At 60.5% G+C, this 20,032-nt stretch carries 7 protein-coding genes; 3 read left to right on the top strand and 4 right to left on the bottom strand.

Annotated elements, in window-relative coordinates:
- Window positions 1–16: 16 nt before the first annotated feature.
- The 4 genes from J3U88_RS08380 to J3U88_RS08365 all read right to left on the bottom strand — a co-directional run bounded on the left by J3U88_RS08380 (window position 17) and on the right by J3U88_RS08365 (window position 5,576).
- On the bottom strand, window positions 17–781 hold the full coding sequence (locus J3U88_RS08380) for a hypothetical protein (protein WP_207858254.1): 765 nt from the start codon (window positions 779–781) through the stop codon (window positions 17–19).
- Between the two features lie 1,003 nt (window positions 782–1,784).
- Window positions 1,785–2,942, bottom strand: a complete 1,158-nt coding sequence (locus tag J3U88_RS08375) for an arginase family protein (RefSeq protein ID WP_207858252.1) — start codon at window positions 2,940–2,942, stop codon at window positions 1,785–1,787.
- On the bottom strand, window positions 2,943–3,227 hold the full coding sequence (locus J3U88_RS08370) for a TfoX/Sxy family protein (RefSeq protein WP_207858250.1): 285 nt from the start codon (window positions 3,225–3,227) through the stop codon (window positions 2,943–2,945). It abuts the gene before it with no gap.
- A gap of 672 nt (window positions 3,228–3,899) precedes the next feature.
- On the bottom strand, window positions 3,900–5,576 hold the full coding sequence (locus J3U88_RS08365) for a peroxidase family protein (protein WP_207858248.1): 1,677 nt from the start codon (window positions 5,574–5,576) through the stop codon (window positions 3,900–3,902).
- A 752-nt stretch (window positions 5,577–6,328) separates the two neighbouring features.
- Between J3U88_RS08365 and J3U88_RS08360 the strand changes: the two genes are divergently transcribed.
- From J3U88_RS08360 to J3U88_RS08350, 3 genes are all read left to right on the top strand, one after another.
- Window positions 6,329–6,757 (top strand): VOC family protein, encoded by a 429-nt coding sequence (locus J3U88_RS08360; protein ID WP_207858247.1) that lies wholly within the window; start codon window positions 6,329–6,331, stop codon window positions 6,755–6,757.
- Window positions 6,758–7,054: 297 nt separating this feature from the next.
- Entirely contained in the window at window positions 7,055–8,227 is a 1,173-nt protein-coding gene (locus J3U88_RS08355; protein ID WP_207858244.1) for a lactonase family protein, read from the top strand.
- 801 nt (window positions 8,228–9,028) lie between these two features.
- A complete protein-coding gene (locus tag J3U88_RS08350) occupies window positions 9,029–20,020 on the top strand; it encodes a polyketide synthase (RefSeq protein WP_207858243.1) in 10,992 nt (3,663 codons plus the stop codon).
- Window positions 20,021–20,032 lie beyond the last annotated feature (12 nt).

The raw sequence follows: 20,032 nt of genomic DNA, 5'->3' as shown, positions 1-20,032 counted from the left end.
CCACCCCGCGTTTATGCTAAGCCGCGGTTGATGCTTCATCCGCGCGCACGTTACCGGGTTCCCATTGAATGTAGGTCGTGGTGCGCAAAACCTGAATCACTACCTGGCTGTCGCGTGAACCGCTCCCCGTTGGGAGGTATTCGCCCGACGTCAGTTGCAGTGGCTCGCGGCCCGGTCGACGGACCTCGACCAAACCTTCGCACACCAAAAAGACCCCTTCGCCTTGACGGAACAGCAAGGTGCTGCCCGCCGCCACCGTTTGCCGACGGCTGTCCGCCAACAAACGCAACACATGGGTCGGGGCCAAGTTTTCTTCCTCCTGTTCGATGAGTTTCAGTTTTCCGCCAATCACCAGCGCCGCGCTGATCAGCACCACATTTTTGATGATGTACTGACCTTCCATCGTGAGCGCATAGGGAAAAACGAGAAAACATTCCTGGGGCAGCATCACCAGCGGCAACATGGTGCCGGGCATGTGAAAGGTCAACATCACCAGCGCCCAACGCAGGGCCGGCCGCCAGATGAAACACATACCGATCAACACTTCCCAACAACCCAACAAGGTTGGGAAATCAGGTAATGGGATCCAAAAGGTGGTTTTGAGGACGAGTTCCAGCGCGGGGCTCATTCCGAGAACCTTGAGACCGCCGAACCAAATGAACACAACCCCCAATGCCGCTCGCAGGAGAAAGGTGCCGTACTGTTCCATGGCCTGGAACAACCAATCATCGACACGCAGCATGGTCTGACTAGGAATAAAGGGCAAAGCTAAAATACGCATGACATCACCTCTTAGGCGCGAGTTCGTTACACAACAAACACAGCACCGCGGGCGACAGTACGGCTCAAAGAACCGCCACCACCGACCGAAACCGCCTAAGAATGACAAAATTAACAACGCATCAATGGCCAATACACTCAATAGGTGATTCGTGCCGGCTTGCGAGAACGAGTATTTTCCAGCCGCCGCCCCATGCTACGCACGTGAGGCAGCCGAAAGTTAAGGTTGTATCGCGGTTCCCGTCGTCTCCATTCGATGTCTGTCCCACCGCGGGATACCGGCAAAGCAAAGCGTTTCTCAGCAAATAAAGTCGTGGGTTGTCGATGCCTGGTCCAACCAAACACGCGGTACCCAAATCCATCATCAAGCGCAAGAACCGCCAAACCTCGCGGCGCCAATCCGGGTTATACCGGACCAGCCGTGGTTTGACCCAACACATCGTTTTTCAACCATAACGGAAACCCATAACCCGTCCAACACACCCGAATGGGTGCAACAAACGGATAGACCGCGCGCGTCCCAGATCATCCACACACCGTGCTCCGGCTTAAACCGGCCACGAGAGTTCGATCTGTCGCCCGCTGAAAACCTCGCCCGGTTTTCAACCACAACAGCCGACCCAAACCACCGTTTCATAGACGGTGATCCTGGCACATGGTCTTTTTCGCTTCCAAACCCAAGGTTTCCTCGTGGGGATGGAACCCTTGGTTCGAAGCCGTTTCCAGTCGGCGACGCCGGTGTGGGGACACCCGCCGCCACGTCGCGGAAACAGACGCGGTTCGATAGTTATAAAAAAGGACAACATCACCTGAGCCGCGGCGGTGACGCACCGCGAAGGCGATCTGTCCCCGCGCGTGCCGTCAGAGCGGATAACCCGCCGATCCGACACGTTTGGGGTTTGGATAGGACACGACGGTGAAACCAGGAGGCGTTTTCACCGGCGCTGGGATTGCGGTTGGTTCCGCGCCCGCGACAACTTTAGGATTGCCGCGAGCACCGAAGGTTAAACAGACACGTCGATATCGGCTAGGCCAAGTACCGTTCGGCTTTGATCAACGCGTTCTTTTTGGTGGGGCATCAGTTCTTGCCCCGGTAAGGTTTGTAAGTTGGGTAAGTAAGGATCTTCCAAAGGCGGCAGGCCCGCCAGTTCGGTGACGATCCCCTGCACCAAAAAGGGCACGTGCCACGGTGAGTAACCGCCCTCGTGGGAGGCAATGAGGCGACCGCCACAAAGCTGATCGGCCAAATCCACCAAACGGCGCGTCATCATTTGAAAGGTTTCCGAGGTACACATTTGCATGCCCATCGGATCGAAACCGCCGGCGTCTTGGCCGGCCGCGATCAGGATCAAATCGGGACGGAATTGAACCAAGGCGGGTGCCACGATTTGCTCGAAGGCGTAGAGGTGGGCCGCGTGACCGGAGCCCGGGGGCAACGGAATGTTGACGTTAAAGCCGTGACCCGGTCCTTTGCCGCGCTCGTGGGCGCCGCCGGAACCTGGCGGGAACAAACCGTCCTGGTGCATCGAAATGGTCAGCACACTGGGATCCTCGTAAAAAATCGATTGGGAACCGTTGCCGTGGTGCAGGTCCCAATCGACGATGGCGACCTTTTCAGCACCGAGCCGTTGCGCGGCACGGGCGCCAATCGCCACGTTGTTAAAGATGCAAAAACCCATGGCGCGTTCGGCCTCGGCGTGATGACCGGGGGGACGCACCAGGCAGTAGGCTTTGTCGGGACCGTCGCCGAGGGCGACCTCGACGGCGCGAATCACACCACCCGCCGCCAATCGCGCGGCGGCGGCCGAGTGATAACCCACGGGTGCATAAATCCCCGCCTCACCACCGCCGGTGGCACACAGGTTGAGGATGTGGCGCAGGTAGGGCCGCGAATGCACGGCGCAGATCTCATCGTCGGTCGCGGGTCGGGGTTTTACGCGCAGGAGATGATCCAAAACGCCGTTGACCTCAAGCAACGAGGAGACCCGCTGTTTGGAGGCGACAGATTCCACGTGTTGGAAAGGTTGGATGCCGGGGCCGACGGGTAACAAGCCACCCGCGGAGCCGGTATCATGCCAATAGTAAAGATCGTGGGAGATCCACGCGGCGCGCGGCGGTTCGTCGGCGCCGGGAAGTTGGGAAGGGGGGTTTGAATGGGCCACCTAGACACTCCTCATGGATTTTTGGCCGGGGCGAACCCGTGCCAATAGGTCTTCTTTCAGGGGTTTGGGCAACGCATTCCAGTGAAGGTCCAACAGGGCGCCTTCAAAGGAATAGAGGTAGTAACACACGGGAATGGTTTTGCCGGGATGTTGGTTGCAAATCAATCGATAGGCATCGACGGATCCCACCCGGGCGAGGTCCTCGCGTGAATGGATGTTGATTTCATTGAGCCGTTTCTCAATGGTTTTGCCGATGTTTTTTAGTTGACCAAGCGGCGTTGGCATCGAGTCCTCCTTGGTAGGCCGACGCTTGATCACGCCGGTTGGTTGCTTTAGCCCGCATTTCTCACAAGGAATTCTGCGACGAAGCCGAAAGCCATGCGATTACGAGGGGGCGGCCTTCCGCGTTACTCGGTCGAGCCGCCTTCGCCTCAGCTGCTACGCCGAAGGGTCGGCACTCTGTGCGGTCTCTCAGTCGTAAACTTCGTACGCACAGGTCTTTCAGCTTCTCGCGACGAATCCTTGTGAGAATTTCGGGTTAGAGAAGGCGCACCGCGGGCACAGCACGGCCAGGCAACAAGCCGACACCGGTTGTGTCGTGCCCGCGGCGCAATCAGAAGGAACGGTGGTCTGGCGAATCGAAGGACCCAACCCGAGAAAATCAAAGGGACGCTAACGGGTTGTGGACAGGGTCGGCAGCGAATCACAAGAAGGATTTGGGTTCCAAATACACGGTGTTTCAGGGGAAAACCGAGTTTGGGCGCCAACGTTCCTTGGGAGCATTCGGGGAGATTGAACCCAATCAACGCGCTTCAAGGGGAACAGGCGCGGAGATGGGGCGTGGCAGTGGGATGTTGGGTGCAGGGCACGCCATGCTGCATGCGGCATGGGGCATGCAGACAACCACGCGGTTCGGAACCCGACCGGGCTGTCGAAACCGGGCGCGGTGGTTTCGACTTAGTTGGCACCCTCAACGAAAGGTCGGTCGGGGGTGGTGTCGGGTTTGAGGTCGGCGGCGTAACGGTCGGTCATGGTGAACACGTTTTTGCCAAGCATCTTGTTGGTAACGGTTGAGTTGCGTTCGATCACCTTGGCGAGGGTTTGGTCTTTCAACCAGCGCAAGGTTTGACCGCGGAACTGGGTTTCGTACCAGAAACGGTCACCGTCACGCAGCCGTTCGAACTGCAACTTAAACACCTTGGCCAGGGTTAAACCCACCGCGGCGTTGTAGATTTTGTCCTCGGACATGGCGCCGACCCAGAAGTCGACCCGGTTCACGTCACCGTAAACCTGTTCCAAACGACCGGACACCTCGGGATCACTGGAGATTTCCTGGAACGAAGTCACGGGCAGAAAACCAAGTGATTGACGAATGGTGTTGTAGTCGGCCAGACCGTGGTCACGGCCACGTTGGATGTTGATCGAACCCAAATCCAAACCGCCGGCACCGGGGATCCCGAACAAAAAGTTGCGCACCTCATCGACGATAAAACCGTCGACTTCCTCGGCGACGCGGTTGCTTAAACCGCGCAGGATGGGTTCGATGCCGCCTTGTTCCAACACGGCGGCGGGGTTAAAGAAGGCCGAACGCAGGGCGAGGTGGCCAAATTCGGTTTGGCTACCGTCTTCCTCAATGCGCGGCACGGTCGCGGACAACATGCTGTGCCCGAAACGAAACGCGGCGCTCGAGAACAGGTTCATGATCTGCGGATTCACATCGCGCTTGTAACCCTTGTATTTGTCCAACTCGATGGGACCCATGATCATGGGCAACCATTCGCGGTAGGTAATTACCTGCATTTGGGCGCCGACCAAGGCACGGGCACGCTGGTAGATTTCCTCACCGCTCAGGTTGGGATTGGCACCACGAATTTCGTCGGCCAGACGGTTGTGCTCGCGCATCCACAGGGTGTGCATGGAAATCAAGGCCACATTTTCGTTGACGCGTTCGTCGCCCGCGAAGAACTCAAACGGCAGGAAGGTACCGCCGCCGGCACTGTCGAAGTGACCTTCAAGGAAGGGCAACAGGTTGGCGGGGCCGACCTTGAGCCTACCGCTCCCGTCATTGGCGCGCAACGCGGTGGCGCGTTCCTGATCGGAGCCATAAACGTTGGAGGCGTCGATGAAGGCGGTAATTTCGTTAAGCTGCTGGCGCGGGTTGTCAGGGCCGGTGCCGGTGGCACGGTCATACTCGGAGCGGTTGAACGGCAGGATGGGCACACCCGAAATAAAGAACGGGTCGTCCTCCGGCAGGCTGATGTTATGCGGCTCCAACGGAAAGACCGGGTTGGTCAAACTGATGTCGTGGTCGAGGAACTGCCCCCAGACCCAAACCATGTCGGTGAGCTGCTTGCTGCTGGGTTTGGATTCCGATTGGGACAGCACGATGTTGCTGATGTCGCGCGGTGCCGGGCGGTTCTGACCACTTAAGGTAGAAACCCCGTCGGCGTAGGCGGGGGGAACAACCCGTTCCAGCTGGGTAAAAGGAGTGCCCCAGGTTGGGTTGTTGCGGTTGTTGTTGGAGCCGTCAATGGTACGGTACTCGGTTTGCGCGACGGCGAACGTGGCGGCAAAGAAGATAAAAAATAGCGATGTCGAAAGACGGGACGTTGGCGAAGACGGTAACAAGAACATGGTAGAACTCCGCTGTGAATAAAATTCAAAGCAGAGGCGACACACATGGCACTTTCACATCACTTTTCCCAACGATAACCTTCCACTTTTCTATGAAAAAGATGAACGGAATAACTCGCGATTCATCATGAAGGTATTGGTTGGATTCTCACGTTCAGGCATATTCAACATAAGTCATTAGTTGATGAAAAAGCAAGCATTCCTGTCATTTTTTTTGACATTTTTTATCTCAAATGGATCCTTCCATTATATAGATGTATTGATTCTTTTCATGGATCCGCCCAAAGCGCTAAATAAAAACCGACGGATGCAACAATTCCTTACGGTTGCGTGAGCGCAAGCACCACACCCCAAGCATCGGCCACCCCAAAAAAACCAAAACCGGCAACAAAAACGCACCAGACCCAAGAAAACAACCACACCGCTAAAAAACCACCACCGCCCAGCTTTTTTTCGGCTGAATGCCGCCCAACAGACGCAAAAGTGGTCAGACCTCACGCACGTTCAAACGCGTTCACCCCCTCCTCGGGAGCCTTCCAAAAGAATCTATAAAAAAATGAGTTTCTGGAACCGTTGGGCCCCAACGACTACAGCTAAACCCGCGAGAAAAGCAAAAAATGTCAAGAGGGCCCCCGGGAAAAAAACCAGAATAGTGTCAAAGCTAGAGGGCACGACACACAGGCACACCATCACACTTCTCACAATCCTCCGGCAGACGTTCCCAAAACCAATTCTTATAAACGAGGCATCTCATGAAAATGACAGCATGCACCCCGGTCGTAAACACCGACCGCCTGGAAGAATGTAAAGCATTCTATACACAACACTTCGGCTTCGAAGTGACCTATGACAGCGACTGGTACGTCAACATCCAAAGCCCGGGCGAGAAGCACTTCGACATCGGCTTCCTCAAACCCAACCACGAAAGCCAACCCCCTGTTTTTCAACCCGCTTACCACGAAGGAATCTCCTTCAGCATCTACGTCGAAAGCGCGGACGACGCCTACAAAGCCTTGAACGACGCCGGCGTACCCATCCTTCACGAGTTAGCCGACGAACCTTGGGGCGAGCGCCACTTCGTGGTGGTTGATCCCGCCGGTGTACCGCTCAACATCTGCCACATGATCCCGCCCTCGGAAAGCTTTATCGAAGGTTACGCCCCCGGTCACGCCGCGGTTTAACGCTTAAAAAAGTTTTCCTCAAGGGTTTATTACCCGATTCACACGCACGCTTTCGCGCCTGAAGGCAGTGCCACAAATCACAAAACCCTTTACCTGAGGATAAGCACGGTTGTTTTCCGAGGGTTAGTAAAAAAACCGCGTTCCGCTTGACAGCGAAACCCCGTATGTTAGGATCATGTGATACCGCCCTCAGAAGATTATCTTTTATTCATCACATCTGTTCCTAACGATACGCTGTACGTTGATACCTCCCTCCTCGGTTTTCGACCCTGCTTCTCGATCTAGCGAGGTTCTTCTATGACTATCACAAGCCTATCACGCTTTGTCTGCTTTTGTCTGCTTCTGTCCAGCCTGAATAATTACGCGGGCCGATACCTCTACACCATTGGCAACGCCTTTGGCAACACGGTCATCGGTTTCGAAATTCAGGACGACGGCTCCTTGGTCCAACTGCCCGGATCCCCCTGGGAAACCGGCGGCTGGGGCCTAACCGTCACGCCATTCACCCAAAACGGTTTAATCGCGAGCAAGGACGGCAAATACCTGTTCGCCATCAACATCCTAACCAACAACATCTCGGTATTCCGCATCGCCGACGACGGAACCTTGACCCAGGTTCCCGACTCACCCTTCGACACCGGCGGCCAGGTGCCTTCCTGCATGGCCTTGTCCGACGACATTATGTATGTGGCCCACCTGGGTACCAACCTCAACTTCTGCGTTGAGTGCGACTACCGCGGCCTGTTCTGGGACGAAACCAACGAAACCCTGACGCCGATCCCCGACTCGGTCATCCCCTTGCCAGTCAATCCGCCCGGTTTTGTGTTGGCCGTCGACTTCGCCCCCGACGGTGTCAACATGCTCGGCGCCCGCGTCGGCGACCACAAAATCGACAGCTTCATGCTGGACAAGGACACGGGTTTGCTGGAACCAGCCCCCGGCTCGCCCTTTGATTCGGTGGTCACCCAACCGCTGGGTTTCGCCTTCAGCCCGGTCAACGACAGCCAAGTCTTCGTTTCCAACCTGGTTGAACTGGACGAACGTCCCGGCCTGCTCTCCTCCTTCCTGCGCTCCGGCTCCACCGGCCAACTCGCGCCCATCCCCGGTGCCCCTTACACCACCGGCGACCAAGGCGCGGCCTGCTGGATTGTCCTGACCAGCGACGGTAAAAACCTGTACACGACCAACACGCGTTCCGACTCACTCACCCGTTACACGACGAATCCGGACGGCACCCTCAACTTCATCGAGGTCGTGGACGTTCCCAAGATCGACGAACTTAACGACGAACCGCTCGACATGATCATCACCGGCGACGACCAGTTCTTGTACCTCGTCAACGGCGGCATCGGCGGCATGGTCGGTTACCGCATTCACGAAGACGGCTCCTTGTCCTTGGCACCGGGTCCCCAGCCCACCCCGTTTGCCACGGACTCCGCGCCTTTCGGTCTGGTCTACATCGAAAAGTAACCATCCCACGGCAGGAACGCCGCGCACCGCGCTTGTCGCCCTGACAAAACCGGGCCTTCCCCCCCACACGGGTTACCCAACCTGACGGCATTTGCCTTTCAAACCGGGAAGACCAGCAGTGTTCACGCCGAACCCCTTCACCCAAACCCTTGTCCACAAACGTTGTGCTTCGCGAGCCCCCGCGGGTGACCGAAGACGCCCACCAGATTCTCTACGAGAATACGGCTTTCGCCTTTCGAACGGGAGAAACAACGCGGACACACCGGGTGTTCGCCGGGTCAGCCCCATCCCCCCATCCGGTCAAGCCCCGACCAAGGAACGCGCCTTACGCACGGGAATGAGGCTTAAACCTAAAAAACACGATTGATCGTTCCTTTTAGGTTCAAACCCGGCAACCCCACCACCTGTTTTCACCATGATCACCGGCGAACAGCTCGCCCATGTCGTCGGTGATCGACTTTTTGCATGAAGCGCCCCCCAGCCCAACATGCAGGTCCTGCTTCTCAAACCATTGCTCACGCCGCATTCGCAATGGTTCCCGCGATTGTCATCCCTCAGCCCAAACGACAATCCATGACTCGATTCTTTATTACTTGAGCCACACACACACGACCTAAGTTCCGTCATCGCCAATCGGCTCGGTGCCCGATCCACATCGGCACGGTGCGGTGGTTGTCCTCTACCCACCACCGCCCTCGGTGTGTCACGCCACCCGTCGGTACACCGAGCCCAAACACGGCAGCCCCCGCCGGACGGTCTCGGTCTACCCGCCCCCACCTACGTTTATCCTGGAGACCCAAAATGTTGGAAAATCAACCTATTCATATCAGACCCTTTCGTTGCCGGCTCATCGGCCAAGGCAATATGTTGATTCGTTGCGGCGAGATGTTGCGCGAACAAGGTCACCGGATTCTCGGCGTCGTGACCGAAGATCCGACCGCCGTCGCATGGTGCGCCGAGGCGGGCATCCCGCAACACCGTTACGAGGATCGCGACCAAATCGGAAACGAACCCTTCGAGTACCTGTTCAGCATCGTCAATTTCCACATTTTGGAAGACGATTTAATCAGCCTGCCCACTCAAGGCTGTATCAACTTCCACGACGGGCCGTTACCCGATTACGCGGGTCGCAACACGCCGGCCTGGGCCTTAATCAACGGCGCGAGCAGCTACGGCATCACCTGGCACGAACTGGTCCCTGCTGTAGACGCGGGTCGCATTTTGGTCAAACGCGACTGGCCCATCGGCGCCCACGACACTGCCGCCGGCCTCAACACCAAGTGTTTCTTTGCCGGTCTCGAAGCCTTCGCCGAGTTGATCCAAGGTTTGGCAAGCGACACCCTGAAGGGCGGCGCGCAGCCCGAACGCAAACGGCGCTTCTACAACAGCACCCGCAAACCCAAGGGCAACGCGGTGCTCGATTTCCGTCAACCGGCGGTAAAGCTGGCAAATCTCCACCGCGGCCTGAACTTCGGCACCTACGCCAACCCGCTGGCACTGCCCAAGGCGATGATCGCCTCCGCATCGGGTGCCCGTTTCCTGATTCCGCGCCGCTTGGAACGCCTTAACGACCACAACGACGCCGCGCCCGGTACGGTTGTCGCGGTTGACAACGCCGGGGTGACGGTTGCCACCGGCGACGGCGAACTCCATCTCTCGCGTTTCATCGACGGCGACGGTCGCGCGGTCGACATCGAGGAGACGGGCCTGCAAATCGGCTCTCGCTTCCGCTACCCCGAGGCGGCCACCCTCAAAAAGATCAACACCTTACAAAAAGAACTGGCCCGACACGAGGCCTTCTGGCGCAACCGTCTGGCAACCACTCAACCGCTGCGCGCCCGTGAAACACCGGCCCGCACCCACGCTTACGGCAGCGGCACCCTCAATGCGCTGCACAGCCACCGCGTGTCCCTCGCCGACCTATGCTTGGCCTTGAAACGGGTGCTGCAACGGGAATACGGCTTTAGCGGCGACACCTTCGCGCTGCAAAGTGAACTGGAACCCCTTGACGACTGCCCAATCCACCACCATTGGCTGCCCTTCCCGGTTGCCGACGAAACATCAACCATCGCGCAGGAAATCAAAACGACCCGCCGCGCCTTGGGTTTCACCGCCGACCTGCCCGCCCGCCTCGCCAAAAATGAAGCCGATCCCGATTGGACCCCCCAAGTCGGCATCACCTTCGACGGGGCGTGCGACACGGCCACCCCACCAATCCACATCCACTACGGCAGCCGCACCATTCAGATGAATGTGGACACCGCCTTCGACTTCGACGCCATCACCTTGGCCAGCCAGGTTGAGGCCGAACTGATCGTGCTGCGGCAAACGCCGCTGGGGAATCGCTTGAACGAAAGCAGCAAGTTACCCCACGGCCGCGTTGCTTCAACCGAATATCCCCGTGCCGCCACCATCCACGCTTTGTTCGAAGCACAGGTCGCCAAAACCCCGCATGCCGTCGCCGCCGAATTTGGCGCGGTTCAACTGAGCTACGCTGAACTCAACGAAGCCACCAACCGGCTGGCCCATGCACTGATCGCCAAGGGTACGCAACGGGGCGACCTGGTCGGCATCTGCATGGAACGGTCCGAACAGATGTTGATCGCCTTGTTGGCCACGCTCAAAGCCGGCGCGGCTTACCTGCCGCTGGACCCTGCATACCCGGCCGACCGCCTTGCGATGATCTGTGAGGACGGCGACGTGGCCTTGATCCTCACCAACGGCGAGCAACCCGACTGGCTCAACGCCCAACAGGACCGCCTCGATCTCGAAGCCTCGGCCGCGTGGATCAGCGAACAGCCCAACGACAACCTCGCCATAGGAACCTCCGGCGATTTGGCCTACGCGATTTATACCTCGGGCAGCACGGGCCGTCCCAAGGGCGTGCTGATCGGTCACCAAAGCGTGGTCAACTTCCTGTACACGATGCAACGCCAACCAGGCATCAACCCGGCGGATCGCCTGCTCGCGGTGACCTCGATCTCCTTCGACATCTCGGTGTTGGAACTGTTCCTGCCCATCCTGTTTGGCGCCACCGTAATCATCGCGGATCGCGCCACGGCCGCCGACGGTCGCGCCTTGGCCGACCTGATCCAAAGCAGCACTGCGACGATGATGCAGGCTACCCCGGCCACCTGGGAAATGTTGTTCCGCGCCGGTCGCCCACCCCAAGCCGGGTTTAAGGTGCTGAGTGGTGGCGAAGCGATCAGCCGCGATTTGGCAAGCCGCCTGCTCGACCATGTCGGCCCTTTCTTCAACCTTTACGGCCCGACCGAAACCACAATTTGGTCGACCTGCTGTCACGTGACCAGCGCCGAGAACGCGATTCCCATTGGCAAACCCATCGCCAACACCCAGATCTACATTCTGGACGATCAGTTCCAAGCGGTACCCGCCGGCACCCAAGGCAACCTCTACATCGGCGGCGAAGGCCTGAGCCTCGGCTACCGCAACCGCCCCGACCTGACGGCGGAACGCTTCCTCAGCGACCCCTTCTCGGACCAGCCCGGCGCCCGCATGTACTGGACCGGCGATCTGGCTTCCTTCACCGAGGACGGCGTGATTGAGTTCCACGGCCGCGCGGACTTCCAGGTCAAAATTCGCGGGTTCCGCATCGAGTTGGAAGAGATCGAAGCGATTCTCGACACCCATCCCGCGATTGAAAAAGCCATTGTGACGGCCCGCCGCGGCGAGGACGGAGGGGAAGCGCATCTGGTCGGTTACCTGATCGCCGAACGCGACCAAATCAGCCTGAACGCCGCACGCACCCACCTGGAAAACAACCTGCCCCGTTACATGCACCCCGAGCAATTTGTGCTGGTAACGGCCATGCCGTTGACGCCCAACGGCAAAGTCGACCGCAAGAGCCTGCCCGCGCCGACCCGCGAGAACCTGTTGCTCGACGGTTCCTTCAAAGCCGCCTCCAGCGCGGTGGAGCAACAGCTTGCCAAAATTTGGGGCACGGTGCTGAAAACCGACAGCGTCGGTGTCGACGACAACTTCTTCGAATTGGGCGGTACCTCGCTTCTGGTGGGCCTGCTCAACGAAAAGTTGGCGGAACTGACCGGCGACAAAGTGGACACCACGCTGATTTTCGCCTACCCCACCGTGCGCACCATGGCACAATGGCTCAACCAGAATTATGGCACCCGTTTGCAACAAACCGCGGTGACCAAACCCAAGGCCGCCAAAACCCAACCGGCCCAACCCCGCCCGAAAGCGGTGAGCAAACCCAAGCCGGTAGCGGTCGTAAAAACAACGCCGGCGCCCGCACCCAACAAAGCCGTCGCCAAGCCGATCACAATCAGAGCCACGGCCCCGGCAACAAACAGTGAACGGATCACCAAAAGTGAAGGGTTCGCCGTCGTCGGCATGGCCTGCCGCTTCCCCGGCGCCAACGACATCGAGCAGTTTTGGCAAAACCTGCGCGTCGGCATCGACTCGGTCACCGAGGTGCCCTCGCAACGCTGGGACTGGCGCCGCTTCTACGACCCCAACGGCCGCCGCAAAGCAGGCACGGTCAGCAAATGGCAAGGCCTGGTTAACGGCGTCGACCACTTCGACTACAAATTTTTCGGGATCAGCGCGGTAGAAGCGCGCCGCATGGATCCGATGCAACGCCTGATCCTCGAGGTGGCGTGGCACGCGGTGGAACACGCGGGCTACCGTCCCTCCGATTTCACCAACAGCAGCACCGGCGTTTACATGGGGCTGATCGCCAACGAGTACCCCAACTACCTGCGCGGCACCGACGCCTTCTGGGACGCCCACACCGGCACCGGCAACGCCTTGTCCCTGGTCGCCAACCGCATCTCCTACCTGTTCAACTGGCAGGGGCCCAGCATGGTGGTCGACACGGCTTGCTCTTCCTCGTTGGTCGCGGTTGATCTGGCCTGCAACGCCTTGCGCGAGGGTTTGATCTCCACCGCGCTGGTGGGCGGTGTCAACCTGATCCTCGAGCCGGACAACACCATCCGCTTCAGCCAAGGCGGCATGCTCTCACCCCAAGGTCGCTGCCAAACCTTCGACGACGAGGCCGACGGTTATGTACGCGGCGAAGGCGCCGGCGCCCTGGTGATCAAGCCGCTGGAGCGCGCCATTGAAGACGGCGACACCATTTGGTGCGTCATCAAAGGCACGGCGGTTAACCACGACGGCCACCAAAAGGTCGGCCTGACCGCCCCCTCCCCGCTCGCCCAACAAAACGTCATCCGCAAAGCCTACAACCGCGCGGGCGTTACCCCCGACACCATCGATTACATCGAAGCCCACGGCACGGGCACCTCATTGGGTGACCCCATTGAAATCCGCGCCCTCGCCGAGGTGTTCCGTCGCGAATCGAGCTGGGGTTCCACGGCCATCGGTTCGGTGAAATCCAACATCGGTCACCTGGAGCCGGCGGCCGGGGTCGCGGGCATTATCAAGGTGGCCCTGGCCTTAACCAACGGCGAAATCCCTCCCACCTTGCACGTGCGCAACCCCAACCGCCACATCTCCTTCGAGGAAACCCCCTTCTACATCAACGACCGCGCCCGCATGTGGCGCAAAAAAGCGCATCCGCGCCGCGCCGGTGTTTCTTCCTTCGGTTTCGGCGGCACCAACGCCCACCTCATCATTGAGGAAGCACCGGACGCCTTACCCCCCGAAAAAACCGCGAGCGAATACCACGTATTGACGTTGTCGGCCAAAGAAGTGGAACCCCTGCGCGACATGCTGCGCGCCTGGAACCACGCGCTTGACCAAAACAACCTGTGCCACCTCGCCGATCTTTGTTACACCGCCAACATCGGCCGCGAGCTGTTCGAGCACCGCGTCGCGCTGGTAGTGAACAGCATCGACCAACTTTCCGACAAGCTGCACCTTGCCGAGTTGGTGAGCTGCGACCAAAAGCTGCGCCGCCTGGGCATTTTCCGCTCGACCGAAATCCTTGAAGAAGAAAAGGAAAGTCGCGTCACCCGCATCTGTGCCGAACTGGCCCGCGCCGATTGGGAGAAGCTGGTGCGCTGGTGTCCCGCCGTCGCCGAATACCCTTGCGGCGACGCCAACCCACCCAAACAACGCCTGCTGTTCACCGCGCTGGCCGAACTCTTTGCGCTCGGCTTTGCCGTGGATTGGCAAGCGGTCGACGGCCGTCGCCGTCCACGCCGCCTCCCGCTGCCAACCTACCCCTTCGTGGCGCGCACTTGCCGGGTGCCACGCCCGGCGATGCGCCGCAACGCCGGCTCCCCGCACCCGCTGATCTTCCGCGAACAAGCCTCGCTGGGCCAAGCACTGTTCGAACCCTTCCTGCAACGGGACGGCAACTGGGTCCTCGACCAACACATCGTCAACGACAAAGCCGTACTCCCGGGAGCGGCCATGCTGGATTTGGCCTGCTTCGCGCTGAACCGGATTCAAAAACCCATGCACCTCACCGACATCAGTTTCATGGCGCCGATTTTTGAACGGGAAAAGCAAGACGGCGGCGTGATGCTGAACCTGCAACCCGGCAGCGGCGAGCAACTGGCAATCAACATTAATGAAAGCGCCGGTGCCACACGCTTCTTCAGCGCGATGAGCGGCGCCGGCGACCTGCAGGTCGACGCCGTGCCCGCCAAACCGCACCGCGCCATGGCCCACGAGATCGACATCGACGAACTGTACAGCCAATTCGAACACGCCGGTTTGATGTACGGCCCGCTTTACCGCTGCCTGCGCTCGGTTCAGGTCTACGACAACCTGGTCTTTGGCGAGGTGGCCCTGGAAGAATCGGTCCAAATCGACGACCACCTGCTGCACCCGGCCTTGCTCGACGCGGCTTTCCAATGTGCGTTGGCCCCACTGGCAACCCGCGCGCAAGCGCTGTACCTGCCTTTCTTGGTGGAAGAACTGCAGCTGCACCAAGCCTTGCCGCGCCGCTTCAAAGTGATCGCGGAACTGACCACCACCGAGCCAGGCTCGCCGCTCCTGCGCGGTAACCTGACCTTCCTGGGTGAGAACGACCAACTGCTGGCCCACTTCCGCGACATGAGCTGGAAACGCGTCAGCCAAGAGAACCGCGCGGTGCTGGCACGGCGGATTTGGCGCCCCGCCACCCTCAGCGAGCAGCCCTTGCCCCAAGGACACTGGCTGATTTTCGGCGACGACAATGCGGTCATCGACAGCCTGCGCGCCGGTCTGGAGCAACGCGGTTCGATGGTCACGCAAATCGTTCGCGGTGACCACTTCCAAATTTTGGCGCCGGACCGTGTGGCGGTGAACCCGGAGAAAGGCGAGGACTACGTCTCGCTGCGCCACCTCGCCGACCGCATGTCACCGCGCACGGTGGGCCTGCTTCACTGCTGGTCACTGACCAACGCGGGCGACAACGACGCGGCGCTGGTCAATGGAGTTCACGCCCTCTCTCACTTGGCCCGCGCCTGGCACAACGCCAAGACGCCCGAGGGCGAAGAAGACCTGATCCTGCGGGTGATCACCTGCGGCGCCACCGCGGCATCCTCCCAGTTCGCACCGGCCAACGCCGCCCTGACCGGCTTGACCCAGGTCATCCGCCGCGAGTTCCCACGCCTCAACTGCGGTACGGTCGATCTGGGCCGCTTCCCCAAAACCATCAACGACGAGCGCATGTGGTACATCCTCGAATCACTGGTCGACCCCAACCCCGAAATCCTCTTGCCGGAAGCCTCGCTCAAAGCGCTGGTCCCCGACCTGGATCCCCAGTGGACCGCGGTCAAAGACGCACCGGCCATTCGCCGCGGCGGGGTGTACCTGATCACCGGCGGCCTGGGCGGCATCGGTCTGGCCACGGCGCTGTGGCTGGCCCGCGAGTACAACACCCAGTTGGCGCTGATCACCCGCTCCGGCCGCGTCTCCGACCCCGAACTGCTGAAGCAGATCCGCCAAACCGGCGTTGCGCTGGAAATCATCCGCGCCGATGTGGCCGACGAGGAGCAGATGGAACGGGCACTCCACCAGGTGCACCTGCGCCTGGGCCGCGTCCACGGCATCTTCCACGCCGCCGGTATCTTGCGCGACAAGTTGCTGATCAATAGCGACCGCGAGGATTTTGACGCGGTGCTTCGTCCCAAGGTTCAGGGCACCCTGATCCTCGACAAACTCACCGCCCGCGACAAACCCGAACTCATGGTCTTGTTCTCCTCGGTTTCCGGCCTGTTCGGCAACCCCGGCCAAGGCGCCTACGCCGCCGCCAACCGCTTCATGGACCGCTTCGCCGAGCAACGCGACGCGGCCGGCAACCGCACCATTAGTATCTCTTGGGGTTTGTGGCGCGAGGTCGGCATGGGCACGGACTTTGTTGAAACCGCCGAGGCGCGCGGTTACTGCACCCACACCACGCTGGAAGGTCTGTCGCTGATGAAACGGGCGATGGGCTTATCGGAAGCCACGCTGGCCACGGTCCCCGCCAAAACGTTCTTTAATGAAGACCGCCCGGCACAAGCCGCCAAACCGGCGACACCCAAAGCGACGGCGGCTCCCAAACCCCGCATCGCACTGACCCCGGCTCCCGCCGCACAAAGCACACCGCAAAGCCAACCCGCCGCGACGGCCGCGGCAAGCGCGGCCGCGGTGAACACCGAGGACCTGCACGAGGCAGCACTGGAATTGGTGGTGACCAAGCTGGCCGACACCTTGGAGTGCGCGGCGGACGAGGTGCAACACGACATTCCCTTCCTCGAAATGGGGTTGGATTCGATGCTGTCGATCAACCTGGTCAAAGACCTGGAAGATCACACCGCCAAAAAGCTGCCGCGCACCTTGTTCTTCGATTACGCCAACGTGGAACAGCTTGCCGAGGCGCTGGTAAATCGCTACCAGTTCCAAGCCCCGGGCGGCGAGGCCCAGGCCACGCAGGCCGCGGCGGCACCGCAACCGGTGGCGAAACCGGCGGCTCAACCAACACCCCAACCGACACCCCGCCTCGCGGTCAAACCCGTCCAACCCGCGCCTAGCCAGGCCACCGTCGCCGCACCCAAACCAGCGTCGGCCAAACCCGCGGCGGTCAAAGCGGTCAAAGCGACCGCGGTGGCGGACACCCACCCCGCCGAGGCGCCAAACCCCGCGCCCATCGCCGTCATCGGCATGGCCGGTCGCATGCCCGGCGCGGCCAACCTCGACGAGCTCTGGGACGTCTTGAAAAACGGTCGCGACGTGGTCGGTGAGGTGCCGGAGGATCGCTGGGACATCAAACGCTTTTTTGACGAGGATCCCGAAACCACCGGCACGACCTACTCCCGCTGGGGCGGTTTCCTCGAGAAACTCTACGACTTCGATCCGCTGTTCTTCCGCATCTCCCCGATGGAAGCCGAATGGATCGACCCCCAACAGCGCATCTTGATGGAAACCGCCTGGGAAACCATCGAGGACGCGGGTTACGCGGGCGGCCACCTGCGCGGCAGCAAAACCGGAGTCTTCGTCGGCGCCAGCTACACCCACTACCGCGACCAAAAGGTAGGCGACGTCATGCCGACCTTCGCCGGACTGGGCAACCTCAACGCCATCTTGACCAACCGCCTGAGTTACTTCCTCGACCTGCGCGGTCCCTGCATGACGGTCGACACCCTGTGCAGTTCCTCCTTGGTCGCGGTCAACCTGGCGGTCGAGAGCTTGCGCCGCGGTGAAAGCGAGTACGCCCTCGCGGGCGGGGTCCACGCCGACCTCTCGCCGCGCTACTACCAAATGGCCTGCCGCCTGCGCGCCTTCTCGCCCACCGGCCGCTGCCGCACCTTCGACAAAGGCGCCGACGGCTTCGTCCCCGGCGAAGGGGTAGGTTTGATCCTGCTCAAGCGCTTGGACAAAGCCTTGGCCGACGGCGACCACATTCACGGTGTGATTCGCGGCACGGCGGTCAACCACGGCGGCCAGAGCAGCGGCCTGACCGTTCCCAGCCGCAACGCCCAAGCCGAATTGGTTCGCACCGCGCTGAACGACGCCGGCCTCAAAGCCAACGACCTCAGCTACATCGAGGCCCACGGTACCGGCACCTCGCTGGGCGACCCCATCGAAGTCGGCGCGCTTAGCCAGGTGTTTGAGGACGATACCGACCAAACCGGGTTCTGCGGGATCGGCTCTTTGAAAACCAACATCGGCCACCTCGAACCCGCCGCCGGCATCGCCGGCTTGCTCAAAGTCCTGCTCTGCCTGCGCGAGAAACAAATCCCCGCCAGCCTGCACGTGAAGGAAGAAAACCCCGAAATTGACTTCGCCAACTCGCCCTTCTACGTCAACACCAAGCTGAAGAACTGGCAACCGGTACAAGGCGTACGCCGCGCCGGTGTCAGCAGCTTCGGCATGGGTGGGGTCAACGGCCACGTGATTCTCGAAGAGGCACCGGCCGTCGCCGAGCCAAACGAGCCAAGTGGTCGCTCCGAGCATGTCTTAACCCTGTCGGCCCGCGGCCGCGGCGCCCTGGAAGCCATGATCAGTCGCTTCGCCCACCTCAAAGGCGCGGCCCGCGACGCTTCGGTCGGCGACCTCTGCTACTCGGCCAACACCGGTCGCACCCACTTTAACCATCGCCTGGCGGTGGTGGGAAGCAACACGGAGGAAATCCTCGAGAAGCTGGCCCGTCTGGAACCGCAGGGCAAGCCGCGGCGCTTACCCGCCGGGGTCATCTTCGGCAAAGGGTCACGCGCTCCCAAAACGGCGATGCTCTTTACCGGTCAAGGCTCGCAGTACCCCAACATGGGCCGTGACCTCTACGAAACCCAGCCGGTCTTCCGCGCCACCCTCGATGACTGCGCCGACGTGCTCAAGGACATCCTGCCCATCCCCCTGCTCGACCTGCTCTACGATCCCCAGCACAGCGAGGACATCCACAACACGGTGTACGCACAACCCGCCTTGTTCGCGGTCGAATACGCCGCCGCCTGTATGTGGCTGGACTGGGGCGTCAAACCCAGCGCGGTCCTCGGCCACAGCGTCGGCGAGTACGTCGCAGCCTGCGTCGCCGGTGTCTTCGGCATGGAAGAAGGTCTGCGCCTGGTTGCCGAACGCGGTCGCCTGATGGGCGCCGAACCCCTGGGTGTCGGCACGATGGCGGCGATTCTGGCCCCGCGCGATCAGGTCCAACCCTTGCTCGACACCTACCCCCAACTCGCGGTAGCCGCCGAAAACGGTCCGGCCAACACGGTGATCTCCGGTGAGCGCCAACAACTGGAAGCACTGCTCGGTGAGCTCAAGGGCGAGATTCAGGTGATGCGCCTGCGCGTTTCCCACGCCTTCCACTCACCCATGCTGGATCCCATCCTCGACAACTTCGAGGCGCTGGCCGCCAAAACCACCTACCGCAAACCCCGCATCCCGCTGATCTCGAACCTGACCGGCAAAGCCAAAACCGCCGTCCCCGACGCCGCTTACTGGCGCGACCACCTGCGCGGCACCGTGGCCTTTGCTTCCGGGATCGAAACCCTGCACCAAATGGGCATCACCCACTTCCTGGAAGTCGGCCCACACCCCACCCTGAGCAGCCTCGGTCGCCACATCCGCAACATGGAATCGGCGATGTGGATTCCCACCATGGAACGCGGTCGCGACAACGGTCCGGTCGTCATGCGCGCGCTCAGCAAACTCTACACCGCGGGCACGCCCATCGATTGGGAAGCCTTCAACCGCGACAGCAACCACCGTCGCGTGCCCCTGCCCACCTATGCGTTTGAACGGCGCACCTACCGCGCCCCCGATCCCAAACCCACCCACCAAAACCCAGTCGTCCAGGCCGATAAAGCCAACGCCCATCCACTCCACCCGTTGATTGATCGCCGCGTTGTGATCCAGCTCGGCGGTTCCGACTCGTAATGATCTTCCCGG

The sequence above is a fragment of the Acanthopleuribacter pedis genome, from assembly GCF_017377855.1.
GTDB lineage: Bacteria > Acidobacteriota > Holophagae > Acanthopleuribacterales > Acanthopleuribacteraceae > Acanthopleuribacter > Acanthopleuribacter pedis.
Note: the sequence above shows the minus strand (reverse complement) of the source record. Positions and strands in the feature narration are given on the sequence as shown.

Coding starts and splice junctions, on each gene's coding strand:
- J3U88_RS08380 (WP_207858254.1), bottom strand. CDS start 781: ATGCGTATTTTAGCTTTGCCCTTTATTCCTAGTCAGACCATGCTGCGT.
- J3U88_RS08370 (WP_207858250.1), bottom strand. CDS start 3,227: ATGCCAACGCCGCTTGGTCAACTAAAAAACATCGGCAAAACCATTGAG.
- J3U88_RS08365 (WP_207858248.1), bottom strand. CDS start 5,576: ATGTTCTTGTTACCGTCTTCGCCAACGTCCCGTCTTTCGACATCGCTA.
- J3U88_RS08360 (WP_207858247.1), top strand. CDS start 6,329: ATGAAAATGACAGCATGCACCCCGGTCGTAAACACCGACCGCCTGGAA.
- J3U88_RS08355 (WP_207858244.1), top strand. CDS start 7,055: ATGACTATCACAAGCCTATCACGCTTTGTCTGCTTTTGTCTGCTTCTG.
- J3U88_RS08350 (WP_207858243.1), top strand. CDS start 9,029: ATGTTGGAAAATCAACCTATTCATATCAGACCCTTTCGTTGCCGGCTC.